At 70.3% G+C, this 16,487-nt stretch carries 14 protein-coding genes; 4 read left to right on the top strand and 10 right to left on the bottom strand.

What is annotated here, in order from left to right; genetic code table 11:
• The first annotated feature begins 91 nt into the window (after nucleotides 1-91).
• Nucleotides 92-883, top strand: a complete 792-nt coding sequence (locus BLU81_RS00425; protein WP_197686088.1) for a class I SAM-dependent methyltransferase — start codon at nucleotides 92-94, stop codon at nucleotides 881-883.
• A gap of 180 nt (nucleotides 884-1,063) precedes the next feature.
• On the opposite strand, the gene BLU81_RS00420 is transcribed toward BLU81_RS00425, so the two are convergent.
• The gene (locus BLU81_RS00420) at nucleotides 1,064-3,289 is read right to left on the bottom strand and encodes a polycystic kidney disease 1-like 3 (RefSeq protein ID WP_092540540.1); all 2,226 of its coding nucleotides are present in this window, start codon (nucleotides 3,287-3,289) and stop codon (nucleotides 1,064-1,066) included.
• Nucleotides 3,286-3,720, bottom strand: coding sequence for a hypothetical protein (locus tag BLU81_RS00415; RefSeq protein ID WP_157751053.1), 435 nt, complete (start codon nucleotides 3,718-3,720; stop codon nucleotides 3,286-3,288). The genes BLU81_RS00420 and BLU81_RS00415 overlap by 4 nt, the downstream gene beginning before the upstream one ends.
• Nucleotides 3,721-3,969: 249 nt before the next feature.
• On the opposite strand from BLU81_RS00415, the gene BLU81_RS00410 reads away from it, so the two are divergent.
• Nucleotides 3,970-4,569 (top strand): hypothetical protein, encoded by a 600-nt coding sequence (locus BLU81_RS00410; protein WP_157751051.1) that lies wholly within the window; start codon nucleotides 3,970-3,972, stop codon nucleotides 4,567-4,569.
• 65 nt (nucleotides 4,570-4,634) lie between these two features.
• Here the strand turns inward: BLU81_RS00410 and BLU81_RS00405 are convergent, their stop codons facing one another.
• From BLU81_RS00405 to BLU81_RS00370, 8 genes are all read right to left on the bottom strand, one after another.
• Entirely contained in the window at nucleotides 4,635-5,168 is a 534-nt protein-coding gene (locus BLU81_RS00405) for a DUF6584 family protein (RefSeq protein WP_157751049.1), read from the bottom strand.
• 115 nt (nucleotides 5,169-5,283) lie between these two features.
• Nucleotides 5,284-6,471: a hypothetical protein gene (locus BLU81_RS00400; protein ID WP_092540532.1), complete on the bottom strand. Its 1,188-nt coding sequence runs from the start codon at nucleotides 6,469-6,471 to the stop codon at nucleotides 5,284-5,286.
• Nucleotides 6,472-6,597: 126 nt separating this feature from the next.
• Nucleotides 6,598-7,185, bottom strand: a complete 588-nt coding sequence (locus tag BLU81_RS00395; protein ID WP_157751047.1) for a fascin domain-containing protein — start codon at nucleotides 7,183-7,185, stop codon at nucleotides 6,598-6,600.
• A gap of 99 nt (nucleotides 7,186-7,284) precedes the next feature.
• Nucleotides 7,285-8,598 (bottom strand): pectate lyase family protein, encoded by a 1,314-nt coding sequence (locus tag BLU81_RS00390; protein ID WP_239135552.1) that lies wholly within the window; start codon nucleotides 8,596-8,598, stop codon nucleotides 7,285-7,287.
• 64 nt (nucleotides 8,599-8,662) lie between these two features.
• The gene (locus tag BLU81_RS00385; protein WP_092540525.1) at nucleotides 8,663-9,751 is read right to left on the bottom strand and encodes a Gfo/Idh/MocA family protein; all 1,089 of its coding nucleotides are present in this window, start codon (nucleotides 9,749-9,751) and stop codon (nucleotides 8,663-8,665) included.
• Nucleotides 9,748-11,196 carry a mannitol dehydrogenase family protein gene (locus BLU81_RS00380; RefSeq protein WP_092540523.1) on the bottom strand — a complete coding sequence of 483 codons (1,449 nt, stop codon included), beginning with the start codon at nucleotides 11,194-11,196 and terminating at the stop codon, nucleotides 9,748-9,750. The genes BLU81_RS00385 and BLU81_RS00380 overlap by 4 nt, the downstream gene beginning before the upstream one ends.
• Complete coding sequence (gene uxaC, locus BLU81_RS00375) at nucleotides 11,193-12,614, bottom strand: glucuronate isomerase (protein ID WP_092540521.1); 1,422 nt, start codon at nucleotides 12,612-12,614, stop codon at nucleotides 11,193-11,195. Before uxaC ends, BLU81_RS00380 begins: the two co-directional genes overlap by 4 nt.
• Nucleotides 12,611-13,942, bottom strand: a complete 1,332-nt coding sequence (locus BLU81_RS00370) for a Gfo/Idh/MocA family protein (protein WP_092540519.1) — start codon at nucleotides 13,940-13,942, stop codon at nucleotides 12,611-12,613. Before BLU81_RS00370 ends, uxaC begins: the two co-directional genes overlap by 4 nt.
• A gap of 219 nt (nucleotides 13,943-14,161) precedes the next feature.
• On the opposite strand from BLU81_RS00370, the gene BLU81_RS00365 reads away from it, so the two are divergent.
• Both BLU81_RS00365 and BLU81_RS00360 read left to right on the top strand, forming a co-directional pair.
• Nucleotides 14,162-15,187, top strand: coding sequence for a LacI family DNA-binding transcriptional regulator (locus tag BLU81_RS00365; protein ID WP_092540517.1), 1,026 nt, complete (start codon nucleotides 14,162-14,164; stop codon nucleotides 15,185-15,187).
• A 9-nt stretch (nucleotides 15,188-15,196) separates the two neighbouring features.
• The gene (locus BLU81_RS00360) at nucleotides 15,197-16,486 is read left to right on the top strand and encodes an ABC transporter substrate-binding protein (protein WP_092540515.1); all 1,290 of its coding nucleotides are present in this window, start codon (nucleotides 15,197-15,199) and stop codon (nucleotides 16,484-16,486) included.
• Nucleotide 16,487: the final 1 nt, after the last annotated feature.

Here is a 16,487-nt window from a genome sequence, read left to right as displayed (position 1 = left end):
CGAGTCCGGCCATGCGCACGGGACCGGTCACGGGTCCGGCCATGCGCACGGGTCCGAGCATGCTCATGGGTTCTCGCATGAGATGACGGAGATGCTCGATCTGGATGCCGAGGTCACCGCCGGGCATCTGGCCGAGCTCACCGACCGGATCGCCGAGTTGGCCGGTGACCGTCCGGTTCGTGACGTCGTCGACATCGGCGCGGGCACCGGGACCGGGACGTTCGCGCTGCTCCGCCGCTTCCCGGAAGCCACCGTCACCGCCATCGACACCTCGGCCGACATGCTGACTCATCTCGGCGAGAGTGCCCGGCGGCACGGCTTCGACGGACGGATCCGGACCCGACAGGCCGACCTCGACGCGGGCTGGCCGGAGATCGGTGCGGCCGACCTGGTGTGGGCGGCGTCATCGATGCATCACATGGGTGACCCGGAACGGGTACTGGCCGGCATCCGCGGAGTGCTTCGACCCGGCGGGCTGCTCGCGATGATCGAGATGGAGTCGGTGCCACGGTTCCTGCCCGCCGACATCGGTCTCGGCCGCCCCGGATTGGAGGACCGTTGCCACGCCATCGCGGATCAGGCCCGCGCTGAACATCTGCCGCACCAGGGTTCGGACTGGGCGGCCCGGCTGAGCGCCGCGGGCTTCAAGATCCGGGACTCCCGGGAGCTGGTGGTCGACCTGTCCGCGCCGCTGTCCGCCCAGGCTGTCCGCTACGCCGTCGCCACCCTGCGGCGCTTCCGCACCGGCGTCGCCGAAGGCCTCTCCGCCGACGACCGCGCCACCTTCGACACACTGCTCGCCGACGACGCCCGCGTGCTGCGCGCCCTCCCGGGCCTGACCGTCCGCAGCACCCGCTCAGTCTGGCTGTCCACCCCAGCCTGACAAGCCGCAACACCCGCCCGGCCTGACAGGCCACCCCCGGCCTGACGGTCCCGCGCCTGACATCGCGCCCGATCTCCTGTTCCCCGCCGGGGCACCTTCATGAGAAGTCGGGAACGAAGAACCGCCCGAGCCGATCGGCTCGGGCGGTTCTCCCACTACGGCTCGTCAGTCGCCTCGTGGTCAGGCGGTGGCGGTTTCGGCGGATCGTTCCTCTATGGTCGCCTTGATCCGGTCGGCCTGGACCCGGCTCTTGATTCCGGTCACGGCCTGGACCTTGTAGCGGCTCAGGCGGCCGGTGCTGCGCAGGTGCTCGAACAGTTCGGGACCGTGCACCTCCAGCAGATCCTCGTCGCTGGCCGGGCGAGCCGACTGCGGGCGGGGCATCAGCTCGGCCCACGGCTGGCCGGCACCGGCCGCGGACATACCGCTCAGCGCCAGCACGTAGTCGCCGATGAAGGCGCGGACCGTGCCCTCGTCGAGGCGGGGCGCGCTCGGTGCGAGCACAGCGGACAGCTCGTCGGGGTCCATCGGCTGGCCTTCGCCGAGTTCCTCCTCGAGGGCGGTGCGCAGGTCGGCGAGGGCGGCGAGCCAGGCGTCCGAACCGAGCTGGGCGGCGGCCGGGGCCGGCAGGAAGTCACGCCACGGGTAGGCCGATTCGACGTGTTCGCCGTCCAGCTCCCGGACGTACTCGCCGATGAACGTCCGGACCACGCCCTCGCCCAGTTCGGACACCCGGGGCGCGAGTTTGCGGGCCAGTTCGTTGATCCGCAGGTAGTTCATCTCCGGCAGGTCCTCGGCGCTGATCTCCTGGGCGACCAGCTTGCTCAGCCGGTCGACGGCCAGCCGCCACCAGGGCGAACCGGCGATACTCACGGCCGGGCGGGCACCGGTGCCGGTCGACGCCCACGCGGGGATCGCGGGCGGGGCGGGCTGCGCCGGGGCCGGCTGCTCGGGGACGGGTGACACCGACGCCACCGGAACCGTGGCGCTCTCCCCGGCGCGCGGGGCCGGGTAGGAGGCCTGCGCCGCGACGACGGCCCGCAGAGCGGCGACGGTCTCCGAGGAGACGCCGTCCTCCCGAGCCGCGGCGGCCTTGGCCGCGGCGATGGCCGGTGCAAGAGCACTGACCGGCTGAGCGACACCGTTCGACGACGAGAGCGCAACCGGCTGAGGAACACCGTTCGACGGCGAGACCGTGATCGGCTGAGCGACACCGTTCGACGGGGGTCCCGCAGCCGGCTGCGGGACCCCGTTCGACGGGGAGACCGCAACGGGCTGGGCGACAGCGACCGGCGGAAGCTCCGAGGGTGACGCGGGTACGGAGAGCGCGGAGGATGCGGCGGTGCGCTGTGCGGGCACGACCGCGACGGCCGGTTCGAGGTCAGCCGGGACCACCGTGTCGACCGGATCGGTGGCGGGCTGCACGAACCGCACCGGCTCGACGAACTGCACGGCCTGCGCGGATGCCGGGACCTGCGACGGCACCGGAACTGCGGTGGCAGCAGCGGCCGGGGCGGCGGCGGCCGGTTCCGGTGCGGCGGCCGACAGAGCGGGCCCGGTGGCCGCGGATCGCAGCGATTCGGGGCGGGTGGGCACGTTGATCCGGACCGCGCCGGGCACGAGCAGGTCCATCACGCGCTGGATCCGGGCGAGCTGTTCGATGACCTCTTCGACGACCGGTTCCCCGGCGGTGCGGGCGTCCTTGAGCAGGCGGTTGCGCCAGAACGACTTGGGGAAACGGCCGGCACTGACGCGGTGGTAGTTGACGACCATGCGGCGGGTCTGACGGTCGGCTCCCATCCGTACCAGATCGGGGTCGTCGTCCGGAATGAGGAAACCCCAGCGCTCGGCGAGGCGGCGGGGGCTGTAGGCGAACCGTCCGCGGCGCACCCGCTGGCCGGCGGCGGTCAGGGCCGCCCACCACATCAGGAAGATCATGCAGGGGACGGCGAGGCGCAGCAGCTGCTCGGTGAAGGTGGCCGCGTTGCTGGCGACGATGATGCCGGACAGCCCGGCGATGAGCGCGGCGATCCACAGCATCGGGCCGGGGTGGCCGGGGGTGACGATCGTTCCGTCAGCGGCGTAGACGGACGTCCGCCGGTACTGCTCGGCGGCGAGTGACGTCGCCGTCAGGAAACAGATCTCGAAGACGGCGAAGACCAGCACCGCGAAGATCGCCGGGAGTTTCAGCTGGTCGATCGCGATGACCCACATGCCCTCGGCGTTGAGCAGCAGCGCCAGGTTCATGCTGAACGCCAGGGCGATCGGGCGCAGCGGCTTCTTCGACCGTTTGGCCCAGATCCCGAGGGCGATCAGCAGCACCACCCCGAGCAGGCCCGCGGCCAGGAGGACCAAGGCGGCGTAATCTCGCCAGAAGTCCGCTGTCAGGTCGTTGAGCTGCTTCACGGGGTCACGCCTTTCAGGGGTGCCGGAATGCCGGCGGGGAGGAACTCGTCGAGCGCCGTGGCGATCAACGCGGAGCGGTTGCCGGTAGTGTGCCGTGCCGCCAATTCATCGATGACGGCGAGGTTGGCCGGATGCGGGCGGATCGACACCTGCACCCGGTCCTCCCGGTGCAGGCGCCGCCCGGACCGCTGCGCGAGGAAGATGCCGTCTGCCAGGCCGGGCTGCGCGGGGAACGCGCCGAGCAGACCGTCGAGCCGCATGTGGGTGGCGTTGAGGGCGTCGAAGACCAGTTGGGTGTGGGAGCGGCCGGTGGCCGCGGCGCGTTCTCGCAGGCGGGAGCGCAGGCTCACGGACAGGTAGACGATCACGCTGCCGCCGGCCCGGACTCCCGCGCCGCCGGATGCGGCGATCGTGTCTGTGCTCGCTGGCAACACGAGACCCTCCCTGATCGATATCTGTCGGCGCGATTTCTACCACGCCGGTGTTACGGCCGGGACGGCCGTCCACAGGTGTGATCCGCGATCCACAGGTGGCGCATGAGGCTATCGGATAGTGCTATCACTGAGCGATCAATGCCATCGATTCGTGATCCACGACGCGAGGCAGACTCGGTGGCTTCGGCCTAGTGTCGGGTGAAAAGGTTCATTGGGGAGGCTTCGCAAGTAATGGTCTGGACGTGGATGGCTGGAGCGGCCGCCGTCATCGTGGTGATCCTGGGTTGCGTGGCCGTGGTGGCCGCCTGGCAGAGACCGCGACGGGTGCCGGACGAGCCGGACGAGATGCTGACCGAGGCGGGGGCGGTGCGGGCCGCCGCCGGGCGCGCGGTGCGGGAGGCCGACGACGCCTGGCATCGGGCGTCGCAGGCGGCCGGTGAGCGGGACCGGGCCGAGGACCGTTTCCTGGAGGCGCGCTGGGAGGCTCGGGTGGCCACGGCCGACGAGACGCATCTGCTGGTCCAGCGGGCGGCGCTGGCTGCTTACCGGCGCGGCGAGCTGACCGTCGAGCAGCTCAACGGCATCTGGTCGGCGGCCGGCCCGGCGGCGGTGGAGATCGACGACGGCCGGGTGCGGGACGCGCTGCAGGCCTACGAGGAGGCGGTCGCCGAGGCGGTTCAGGTGCGCGACCGCTCCCACGTCGCTTCGGTGGCGGCCGAGGCGATGGTCGAGGAGGCCCAGAACGTGGAACGCGAGGCCCTCGAAGCCCGTGAACGGGAGGCGGCGGTCTCCGGCTTGAACGGCCTCTTCGCCGCGGAGACCCCCGGCGGGGTGCCAGGCCGCTGAACGCGACGCGAAGGAACCCGGGACGCCGGGCGGGCCAAAGCGGGGCAGGGCCGCTGAAAATCGGGTCAGAGGAACCAGCTGATCACCGTCACCACGCCGATGCCCGTCAGGATCGCCACCAGGAGCAGGATGATCGCGCCGGCGAAATCCGAGGCGAGGATGTCGGGAGCCGGCGACGCGGTGCGGCGGGTGGCCGCGGCCTGCGGAACCGGATACGGGGCCGGCCCCGGTGGATCGGGGACGGCCGCTGATGGCCGGGGGCCGTCGGTCAGAGCCGCCAGGCGGCCCTCGGCGAGGGGCCCGAGCCCGCGCGGCCGGTCACCCCGCAGCCCGAGGGCCCGTAGTTGGTCGGCGTCCGAGCGGTAGTACGCCTTCGCGAAAGCCCCGAGTTCGGCCGGGGTGACGTCCTCGGTGAGGTATCCCCAGCGCCCGGCCTGGGCGTGATTGCCGGTCCGGCGGTGCACGTCGCGGAGCCGGATGCGCAGCGAGAGGTCGAAGGGATCGCCCGCGATCAAGCTGTTGAGGCGTTGCGCGGCGAGGTGGGTGTGGCCACGGTCGAGGTCGGCGTCCACTCGGGCCAGGACTTCAGGCTTTCCCATGCGGTCATTGTCATCCCTCGATGACAACGAAACGAGAGTGGCCCGGCTGTCGGACAGCCGGGCCACTCCAGTCACGTCACGAGTCGAGCGAGCGTCACGAGTCGCGCGTCACGCGTCACGCGTTCAGCGAGCAGGGTGCCAGCGCCTCGGCGTTCAGGTCCGGCTTGGCGGCGTTGCGGCCGATCGCCGTCTCCATCCGGTTGATGGTCGCGAAGCGCTTGTCCTCCAGCGGGCCGAGGATCGCGTTGTCGATGAACGCGGCGCCACCCTGGCCGGCGGTGTTCTTGATCCGGGTGTTGGCCTCGTCGATCTGGGTGTCCAGCAGAGCCAGGTTCCGGTCGATCTCGGCCTGCGCCTGCGCCGGAATCGCCACGTCGATGACGACCTCGGGGCAGTTCACGGTGGCGGTGCCGTCGTTGACGCCGGCGTTACCTGCGGGGACGGTCGCAGTCGGGGCCGCGGTCGGCTCCTCGGCGGCCTCGTCACCACCGGCTTCGGCACCGTCGCCGGCCTCGTTCAGCGAGCAGGGTGCCAGCGCCTCGGCGTTCAGGTCCGGCTTGGCGGCGTTGCGGCCGATCGCCGTCTCCATCCGGTTGATGGTCGCGAAGCGCTTGTCCTCCAGCGGGCCGAGGATCGCGTTCTGGATGAAGGCGTCCCCACCCTGGCCCACGGTGTTCTTGATCCGGGTGTTGGCCTCGTCGATCTGGGTGTCCAGCAGAGCCAGGTTCCGGTCGATCTCGGCCTGCGCCTGCGCCGGAATCGCCACGTCGATGACGACGTCGGGGCAGTTCACGGTCGGGACGTCGGCGACGACGGCGGCACCGGACGAGACGGACGCCTCGGGGACCTCGGTCGGTTCCGGGGAGACGTCGCCGCCGCCTTCGGCGTTGAGTGAGCAGGTCGACAGGCCTTCGGCGTTCAGGTCCGGCTTCGCGATGGTCCGGCCGATGGCCGTCTCCATCCGGTTGATCGTGGCGAACCGCTTGTCCTTCAGCGGGCCGAGGATCGCGTTCTGGATGAAGGCGGCGCCGCCCTGTCCCTGCGTGGTGCGGATCCGGTTGTTGGCTTCGGTGATCTGCGTGTTCAGCAGTTCGAGGTTGCGGGCGATCTCGGCCTGCGCCTGGGCCGGTACGGCGCCCAGTTTGTCGGCGACAGTCGGGCAGTTCACCGTGGGGATGGCATTGTCGGCGGCGGCCGCGACACCCAGGCCCGCACCGACCAGCGCCACCGCGACACCCGCGACACCCGCGACGCGCCAGCGCCGTGTGTTGGATCCACCAGCGTTGCTTCGGTACCGCTTCATGTGCGTGCCTTCCTCTTGGACCACCTTCTCGATCGGTCCATACGGGAACGCTCCCAACCACGGATCACCGAAGTCCGGAATAAAGAAAAACTTAAGGTTCGGGGACTTACGCCTTTAATGCCGCTCTCACCAGGTGAAGGTCTCCTCGGCGCTCACGCTGGTGGACCTGGCACGCAACACTCCGTTGAGGGTTCCGGTGAAGGTGACCTCGGCGGCGATCCACCGCCGGGTGCTCCGGGCGTAGAACGAGAACTGCCCGCCGGGAGCGCTGTTGGAGTAGTACCGTTCCCAGCCTTCGACCTTGTCGGCCTGGGCGCGCAGCAGGCCGTAGCGGGCTCCGGCGTAATCGAGTTCAGCGGAGACGAAGTCGTCGTTGGCCTGCGCTTTGATGTTGGTGATCCCGGTGCCCGGGTCACGGCAGACGATGAACTTCTCCCATTTGCCGGCGGTCACCGCGCGGGCCCGGAGCGTGCCGTGGAGGGCGCCGCTCCAGCCGATCTCGGCCGACACGTACCGGCCGTTGGCGGTTGATCTGATGCTGAGGTTGCGCCAGCAGGGCACTTCGGCGGCACCGGTGTCGGCGGTGACCTGACGGCGCATCCGTTCCAGGGTCGCGGAGCCGGCACCGGGTGGGGTACGGACGGCTGCGGAGGCCGGCACGGCGAGGCCGGTGAGCTGCAGGAGGCTGACGGTGAGGAGCACAGCGAGACGCATGGAAGCCACTCCGAACATTACGGAAATGCCGGGAATGGTGGCAAGCGTAGTTCCGGGATTCCCGGTCCGCCGGGTAAACGGGCCGGGAATCCCGGGCGATCACAGCCGTCCCGCGCCGGCCCCCTTGCCGACCAGCGCCGGAACGTCAGCGGTCGCGGTGACCGGCCCGGCCCGCAGCACCGGTGTCCAGCCGGCGTCGGTGCCCAGGTCGGGGTCGTGGGTGGCGTTGTACTCGCCGACCAGGCTGACCGCCTGAACCCCTCCGGTGCCGACCCGGGTCAGAGTGCCGATCTCGGTGATCGCCGTGCCGCCCCAGTCGTAGACGATGTCGTCGAGGGCCAGATCCGCGCTGCGGAGCAGGAAGTTGTTCTCGGCGTAGACGGCCGAGTAGACGCCCACACCCCACGAATACGAATACGATTGTTCATCGGTCTGGTAGTAGTAGTTGTTGTAGACGTCGACCTGCCCGAAACGAACCCGGGGCACCCGCTGGCCGATGTTCGCGAAACGGTTGTGATGCAGGGTGACGCGCAGTTTCCCGACGTCCGCGCCGACCGTGTTGCTGGAGCCGATCAGCATCGTCTTGTCGTGTTCCTGGAAATTGTTCCAGGAGGCGGTCACATAATCGGAGGCGCGGATGACGTCGAGCGCCCCGTCGTGCACCTGATAGGGCCGGCCCAGGTATTGCGGCTGGCTCGCGTCGACGTTGTCGCCGTCGCTGAACGTGTTGTGATCGGCCCATACGTGGGTCGCCCCGGTGAGCGTGATCAGGTCGTAGTTGGAGTTCCAGTTCCCGGCCGAACCGTCGGTCGGGTCCCAGGCCGGGAAACAGTCGGCGGCGTCCTCGAAACGCACGTTGCGCACGATCACGTTGTCGACGTTCTGGATCAGCAGGTTGCCGCCGATCAGGCGCGCGTTCGGCAGGCCGTAGACGGTCGTGTTGGCGCCGACCTTCAACTGCACCCGGGCCGCCTGGTTGCGCTGCGACCGGACCCGGGCCTCTTCGAGGGGGCCGGTCGGCCGGGTGGCGCGACCCCACACGGCCGGGTCGTAAGCGGCCAGGTAACGGTCCAGGCTGTAGTCCGGGTCGGCGTAGTCGGCGCAGGTCAGTGGAGTGCCCGCGTCGTCCTCGTTGGCCCGGATGGTGCCTTTGATCAGCACGATCCGCGGGGTGGGGTCGGTGCCACCGGCCAGGGCGGCGGCCAGTTCGGCCCGGTTGCGCACGACGAAGACGTGCGTGTCGTCGGCCGCTGAACCGCCGGTGGTGCCGGTGGTGGCGGCCGCCCATCCGTCGTTCGCGGGCAGGACCTCCCGGGCTTGGGACGGCACCCCGGGTGGGGCGGCGAGAGCGGGGGCTGAGGCGACACCGGCGGTGAGGACGAGGCCGATGGTCGCGGCGAGAGCGGTGCGCACGGTTCTCCTTTCCATGAGATCAACAGCCATTCGTGGGTACGGGTGGGCAGAGCCGGTAAAACAGTCAGCGCGCCCAGGGAACGCCGAGTTCGGACGGCAATCGCCCGCTGTCGGCCACGTCCCGGATCACCTGGTCGATTCCGGTCACCACCGATCCGCCCCCGTCCGGATGCGGTTCCCGGAATGCATCGGGAATGGTCACGGGTTCCGGCGCGGTCACGATCGCCTCGGCGACCGCGGTGAATCCAGCGGTTCGTTTCAGTGGCGCCAGCAACGGCACTTCCGGGTCGTCGCGGTGGTCGATCAGGTTCTCCAGCAGTCCGGCCCGGCCCGGCACGTGCGTGAAATCGGATTCGCCGGGCAGTCTGAGCCGGTCGGTCGGGTATTCCAGGACCGCGTCGCCGACGTGGATCTCCCCGGGAATGAACACCCGCGAGGCGAGTGTCACCGCGATCGTGATCCGCCGCCCGTCGATTGCGGTGAGCCGCAGGAACGTACTGTCGTCGGTCTCGATGTCCCGGGACCGGTACCGTTCCAGTTCGATCTTCGCGGTGGTGAACGGAAGGCCGGAATCAGCGACCGCCAGGGCCTGCATCAGGGCGTGCGCGAACGGGTTGACCAGAGCTCCGTCGAAGACCGGCCGCCCGTCGACGGACCGGCGCCCGGCCCACGGCACCCGGCGGTAGTAGCTGTCCGGCCGCCACCAGGCCCCGGACACCCCGATGTCGCCGGCCGGGGCGGCCACGCACAGTTCAGCGAGGGCCGCCGACCCGAGCGCCTGGAACCCGATCTGGAGGACCCGGTTGCCGGCGGTGACCGCCGCGGCCAGCCGTTCGTGTTCGGCGAGCGACATCACCGGCGGCTTCTCCAGCAGCAGGTCCGCTCCGGCGGCGAAGACGTCCAGGGCCAGTGCGAGATGGGTGTGCGGCGGAGTGCAGACCACCACGACGTCCGGCCACGCGGTGGCGAGCAGGTCGCCGTGGTCGGTGAAGAACGGCACCCCGTCCAGTGGCGCGTCCGGAGCCGGTTCGACGGGTTGCCGGTCGCAGAGGCCGACCACGTTGATCCGGCCGTCGTCCCACAGCTTCTGGAGGACCCGGCGGTGCCACAGTCCGTGGCCACCGGCGCCGATCAGGGCGACCCGGGTGGTCACGCCAGGCTCCGGACGGTCGTTTCGACGCCGTGTCTCTCCAGTTCCCCGTACCAGCGGATCAGCGCCCGGCGCAGTTCGTCGTCGCCGGCCAGTGCGGGCGGGAAGATCTGGTCCAGGGCCAGCAGCGCGCCGACCACTCCGGCCGGGGTGTCCGGGGCGGCGGCGAGCACCTCCCGGATCCGGCCGGCGAGCGGGTCGTCCAGGGGGAGGCTCGCGCCGGAGTCGGCGTACCCCCGCGCGAAGCGCATCCAGGCGGCCAGCACGAACACCGCCCAGCCGGGGAACGCGCCGTCGCGCCGCCGGTCGGCGATGGTCCCGAGCAATCGGTACGGCAGTTTCTGGCTGCCGTCCATCGCGACCTGGATGTTGCGGTGCCCGAGTTCGCGGTTGGCGAACCGGTCCAGCGAGGTGTCGCCGTAGCCGATCACCGTGACGCCCTCGGGCGGCTGGACGGTGGGGGCGATGTCCTCGGCGATGAACCGGCGCAGCAGCGCGGTCAGGCCCGGGATCTGCAGGGAGTCGGCGATCAGCTCGCGGCCCGCGAGCGCCCCGAGGTAGGCGCAGGCCGAGTGGACCCCGTTGAGGGCCCGCAGCTTCAGCTTCTCCCAGGACGTGACGTCGCCGGTCATGATCGCGCCGACGCCGTCCCAGCCGGGCCGGCCGCCGGGGAAGTCGTCCTCGATCACCCACTGGGTGAACGGTTCGGCGACGACCGGGACCGCGTCGTGGGCACCGAGCGCGACGGCCGTACGGCGAATGTGATCCGCGCTGGTGGCGGGCACGATCCGGTCGACCATGGTGGCCGGGAAGGCCACCCCGGCGGGCAGCGTGGCCCCGGCGACCTCCAGCCCCTGTTCGACCAGGCCACGGATCCGCGCGCCGTTGCCTTGCAGGTTGTCGCAGCAGAGCACGGTCAGCGGCCCGGCACCGGCGGCGTGCCGCCGCAGGATCCCACGAACCAGCAGCGCCGGTACGGTGGTCGGCGGCGCCTGTCCGGTGAGCTGGGCCCGCAACTGCTCGTCGAGCAGCAGCCGTCCCGCCGGGTCGAGCCGGTACGCCTTCTCGGTCACCGTCATCGACACGATCCGGATGCCGGGGTCGGCGATCGCCGCGACCACGCCGTGCGGATCACCGGCCGCGTGCCCGAACCCGCCGTGGATGCCGACCGCTTTCGCCCGGTCGCCGGTGCCGTCCACGGTCAGGACGCTGTAGAGCCCGTCCTGGGTCCGCAGCTTGTCGAGGATCTCCCGGGAGCGGGGCGCCACCCCGATGATGCCCCAGTTCCCGCCGGAAGCGGCGACCGCGGCTTCGGTGTAGACGGCCTGGTGGGCCCGGTGGAAGGCGCCGAGCCCGAGGTGGACGACGCCGGGCCGGACCGAGCCGGGCGTGACGGCGGGCCGGTTCTCCGGTTTGAGGGAGTCCAGCGCCGCCCGGTTCAGGCTCATGCCGCACCGTCCAGCCGGAAGACTCGTTTCGGCAGGTGGTAGGCCAGGTCGGCGATGGTCTCGGCGGCCTCGTCGAGCGGCAGCGTGCCCTCGGAGACGAGTTTGGCGAGATAGCCGGCGTCGATGCGGCGGGCCACGTCGTGCCGGGCCGGGATGGAGCAGAACGCGCGGGTGTCGTCGACGAACCCGGACGTGTTGTAGAAGCCGGCCGATTCGGTGACCGACTCCCGGAACCGGCGCAGCGCGTTCGGGCTGTCCAGGAACCACCACGGCGCGCCCAGGTACAGCGACGGGTAGCCGCCGGCGAGCGGGGCGAGTTCCCGGCTGAACGCGGTCTCGTCCAGGGTGTACAGCACGATCCGCAGCCGGGGGTCGGTGCCGTGCGCGTCGAGCAGTGGGCGCAGCGCGTGCACGTAGTCGGTGGCCGACGGGATGTCGCCGCCGGTGTCGCGCCCGTGCCGCTCGTACAGCGCGGTGTTGTGGTTGCGCACCGAACCCGGGTGCAGTTGCATGACCAGGCCGTCGTCGAGCGACATCCGGGCGAACTCGGTCAGCATGTGTGCCCGGAACGCCTCGGCCTCGGCCGCGTCAGCGCCACCGCCGAGCGCTTTGCGGTAGAGCACCGCCGCGTCGGCGTCCGACAGGACCAGCGTCCGGGCGGTGAGGTGGCCGTGGTCGGAGCTGGTCGCCCCGGCTTCGATGAAGGCCTGGCGGCGGCTGCGCAGCGCGGACAGGAAACCGGAGTACGTGCCGACGTCGAGTCCGGTGAGCACGCCCAGGTCGGCGACCCGCCCGGCCCAGCCCGGCCACTCCGGGTCGACCAGGTTGTCCGGCCGGAACGTGGTGATCACCCGGCCGCCCGGGCCGCCCCAACCGTCGGCGGCCAGTTTGGCGTGTGCGTGCAGGTCGTCCAGTGGGCTCTCGGTGGTGGCCAGGACTTCGATGTTGAACCTGGTGAACAGGGCACGCGGCCGGTAGTCCGGTTCGGCGAGCCGGGACGACAGCTCGTCGTAGACCTCGTCGGCCGTACCGGCGGAAAGGATTGTGGAAATGCCGAAGACGTCGGCGAGCACCTTCTCGGTCCAGAGCCGTGACGGGGTGCCCCGGAACAGCTTCCAGTTCTCGGCGAGCAGCCGCCAGATCGCCCGGCCGTCGGTCTCCACGTCCGTGCCGTCCACGCTGGGCACCCCGAGGCGGGCCGGTGGGATGCCCTGGCTGGCCAGCATCCGGGTCACGTAGTGGTCGGGGACCACGAACAGCCGGGCCGGGTCGGGAAAGGGCACGTCGTCGGCGAGCAGTGCCGGGTCGACGTGCCCGTGTGGGCTGATCAGGGGCAGGTCCTTCGCGTGGGTGTAGAGCTCACGCGCGATCTGCCGCTGAATCGGCTCGGCGGGGAACAGATGGTTCTCGTCGGTCACCTGAAGTCCTTGAGATCTAGAAGGTCGTGCACGCGGACGGCTTGGCCCTGTGCCAGGGACTCGTTGGCTGCCAGGCCGGTGAGCAGGGCACGGGCGCCGTCCACGGCGTTCGCGGTCCGCCCGAGCGGGTCCTCGGGGGTGTCGGGTCGGAGGAGGTCGGCGAGCATCCGGACGTCGGCGCCGCCGTGGCCGTGCCGGGCGAGCCCGTCCACTTCGATCTCGCGGGGCGGTGCCCAGAACGGCCGGACCAGCAGGCGTTTGAAGCCCTGTTCGGCGGTGGACTCGGCGCCCGGTTCGCCTTTGACACCGGACGCGGCGCCGGGGGCCACGTGGTCGCTCTCGACGACCTCCAGTTCCAGGCGCCCCTTGCTGCCGTTGAACATCACCCGGTAGCCCTCCCACGGCGCGTAGGCGGTGAGGTGGTAGCTCATCGACGCGCCGCCGGTGTAGCGGACCAGCACCGCCATGTCGTCCTCGATGGTCACGCCGGGGGCGAAGACGTTGCGGTCACGGTGGTAGCCGTCGTGCTGCTCGGCTTGAAGGTAGAGCTCTCTCATCGCGGGTTCGTCGGCCATCCGCAGTGCGAACGGATCGCCCTGCGCCTCGGCGGCCTCGTGGGCCCGGTCGTAGTCACGGGCGTAGCCGTGGCGTTTGCCCTGTTCGCCGTAGAAGAACAGCCGCCCGGCCGAGAAGACCTGGTCGGGGCTGTCGTCGAGCCACCAGTTGACCAGGTCGAAGTGGTGTCCGGCCTTGTGCACGAGCAGGCCGCCGGAGTTCTGTTTCTCGCGGTGCCAGCGGCGGAAGTAGTCGGCGCCGTGCCGCACGTCGAGCAGCCATTCGAAGTGGACCGAGCCGACCTCACCGATCTCGCCGGACGCGATGATCCGCTTCACCGCCTCGTGCAGCGGGTTGTAGCGGTAGTTGAAGGTGACCAGGACGTCGCGCCCGGTGCGCCGCTGGGCGTCCAGGATGCGGCGGCAGCCGGCCGCGTCGACGGTCATCGGCTTCTCGGTGATCGCGTCGCAACCGGCGTCGACTGCCGCTTCGATGTAGTGGTCGTGGTAGCGGTCCACGGTCGCGACCAGCACCACGTCGACACGCTCGCGTTTGAGCATCTCGGTGAAGTCGGCCGCGTCGTAGACCGGGACCGGTGGCACGCCGAGGCGGGCGAGGCGTTCGTTGTGGACGGCCGGGCGGGCCGGGTTGGTGTCCGCCATGGCGACCAGTTCGGCCACGTCCGCGTGGTCGCCGGTGATCGCCCGCAGGAACATCCCGGCCCGGGAGCCGGCGCCCACGAGGGCGTACCGGCGGCGAGGGGGAAGGGTCATGCCGTCGCCTCCTGTCGGCAAACGTTTGCAACAGATTAGGGAGGGGACCACGACCAAAGTCAATGCATGGCTCTACTTTGTCCACGTTTGACCACACTACGTGATCATCAGGCAACAGCCACGACATAGAAGGGCGTTGACACCACCGCAACCGTTTGCATTAATGGCTGTCACCGAGAGACCCGGGTCACACTCCGGGTCGCTGTCAAGGAGGACACCGTGGCCGTGACGATCCGAGACGTCGCTCGAGCGTCCGGCGTGCACATCTCCACGGTGTCGCGCACGTTCTCCGCACCGCATCTGGTCAACCCCGAGACCCGGTCCCGGGTTCTGGCCACCGCGGAGAAGCTCGGCTACCGCCCGAACCGGGCGGCCCGGGCACTGATCACCGGACGTACCCACAACATCGGCCTGATCGTCGCCGATATCGCGAATCCGTTCTTCCCGCCTCTGATCAAGGCGGCCGAGACCCACGCCCGGCGACGTGACTACCACGTCTTCGTCGCCGACACCGATGAGGATCCGATCGTCGAGCTCGACCTGGTGCAGGCCCTGGCCAAGCAGGTCGACGGGATTCTCCTCTGCAGCCCCCGGATGACCGACGACCAGATCGAACAGCTGCGCCGCGAAGTGCCGCTGGTCGTCGTCAACCGCCTGATCACCGGCTTGCCAGCGGTGGTCATGGACGTGGGGCAGGGCGCCCGGGAAGCCGTCCGTCACCTGCTCGCCCTCGGCCACCGCGAACTGGTCTACCTGGCCGGTCCGCGGGGCTCGTGGACCAACCGGGAGATCCGCCGGGCCGCGGGGGCCACCGCCCGCGCGGCCGGCGCGGATCTGACCGTCCTCGGCCCGAACCAACCGGTCGAACAGACCGGTGCCGCGGCCGCCGAGGCGGTGCTCCGCAGCGGCGCCACCGCGGTGCTCGCCTACAACGACCTGATGGCGATCGGTCTGCTCCAGTCGTTGCAGGACCGTGGTGTGGACGTACCCGGGCAGGTGAGTGTCGTCGGGATCGACGACATCGCGTACAGCGGTCTGATCCGGCCCCGGCTGACCACCGTGGCCAACCCGACCGCGGCCGCCGGCCGGGCCGCCGTCGACATGCTGCTGCAGCAGGGCGACGACCCGACGACCGGACAGATAACCCTCCGGACCGACTTGATCATTCGCAACTCCACCGGACCGGGGCCGTACGCCCCGGCCGTAGCGATCGACGCTGAGGTTGCCGCAACCGTCAAGGAGTGACGAACCCCCATGACCGCATCCCGCTTTCCCCGGCGCCGCCTGCTGAGCGGCCTCGTCGCCGGCATGCTAGCCCTTCCCCTGGCCCTCTCCGGCTGCGGTGACGACAAGGCCGCCGACGGCAAGACCGAACTGAGCTTCTTCTGGTGGGGCGCCGAAGCCCGCGCCCAGCTCACCGAACAGGCTCTCGCGCTCTACACGGCCAAACACCCGGACGTCACGTTCAAGAAGACCTGGCAGGCCAACCAGGGCTACTTCGACAAGCTGGCCACGCTGACGGCCGGCAACGACGCTCCGGACATCTTCCAGATCGACGACAACTACCTGGCCGAGTACGCCAGCCGCAACGTCACGCTGGACCTCGCCGAGTACCAGAAGTCCGGGAAGCTCGACACCACGAAGTTCCCGAAGGGTCTGCTCGACTACGGCACCGTCGACGGCAAGCTGGCCGGCCTGCCGTTCGGCGAGAACACCCAGGGCCTGGTCTACAACCAGACCAAGCTGGAGGCCGCCAAGGTCGCCCTGCCCACCACCGGGCAGACCTGGGAGGAGCACATCGCCTGGGCCAAGGACGCCACCACCAAGACCGGGGTGCCCGGCACGATGGACCCGAGCGCCGACTACAAGGCGTTCTGGGTGTGGCTGCGCCAGACCGGCAAGGAGCTCTACAACGGCACCGAGCTCGGCTTCACCCAGGCCGACGTGCAGGCCTGGTTCGAGCTGTGGAAGGGCGCCCGCGACGCCAAGGCCACCCCGACGCCGGACGTCATCCACGAGGGCAACGCCACCGACGTCAGCAAGCAGCTGGTCGTCACCGGTAAGGCGCTGACCTCCTGGGTGTGGGCCAACCAGATGCCGGAGCTGCAGAAGAACACCAAGGACCAGCTCGGGGTGATCGCGTACCCCGGTGACGCCTCCAAGCAGTGGCCGCGCGCCTCGATGTACTTCTCGGTCTTCCGGGGCACCGAGCACAAGGAGGTCGCCGCCGACGTGCTCAACTTCCTGGCCAACGACCCGGAGGTCGGCAAGATCCTCGGCACCGACCGTGGTCTGCCGTCCAACAGCGACATCCGGGCCGCCGTCGCCGCCTCCACCGACAACCCGTCGATGAAGCAGACCATCGAGGTCGTCGGTGAACTGGCGAAGAACTTCGGGCCGGCGCCCACGGTGCCGCCGGCCGGTCACAGCACCGTCCGCTCGGAGCTGATCAAGGCCGCCGAGGAGGCTCAGTACGGACGCGCCACCCCGGCACAGGCGGCCGAGAAGTTCTTCACTGCCGCTCAGGCCGCGATCAAGAAGTGAG

Source organism: Actinoplanes derwentensis, from assembly GCF_900104725.1.
In the GTDB taxonomy this organism is placed as follows: domain Bacteria; phylum Actinomycetota; class Actinomycetes; order Mycobacteriales; family Micromonosporaceae; genus Actinoplanes; species Actinoplanes derwentensis.
The sequence above is the reverse complement of the archived record's forward strand: the minus strand, read 5'-3'. Positions and strand labels throughout refer to the sequence as shown.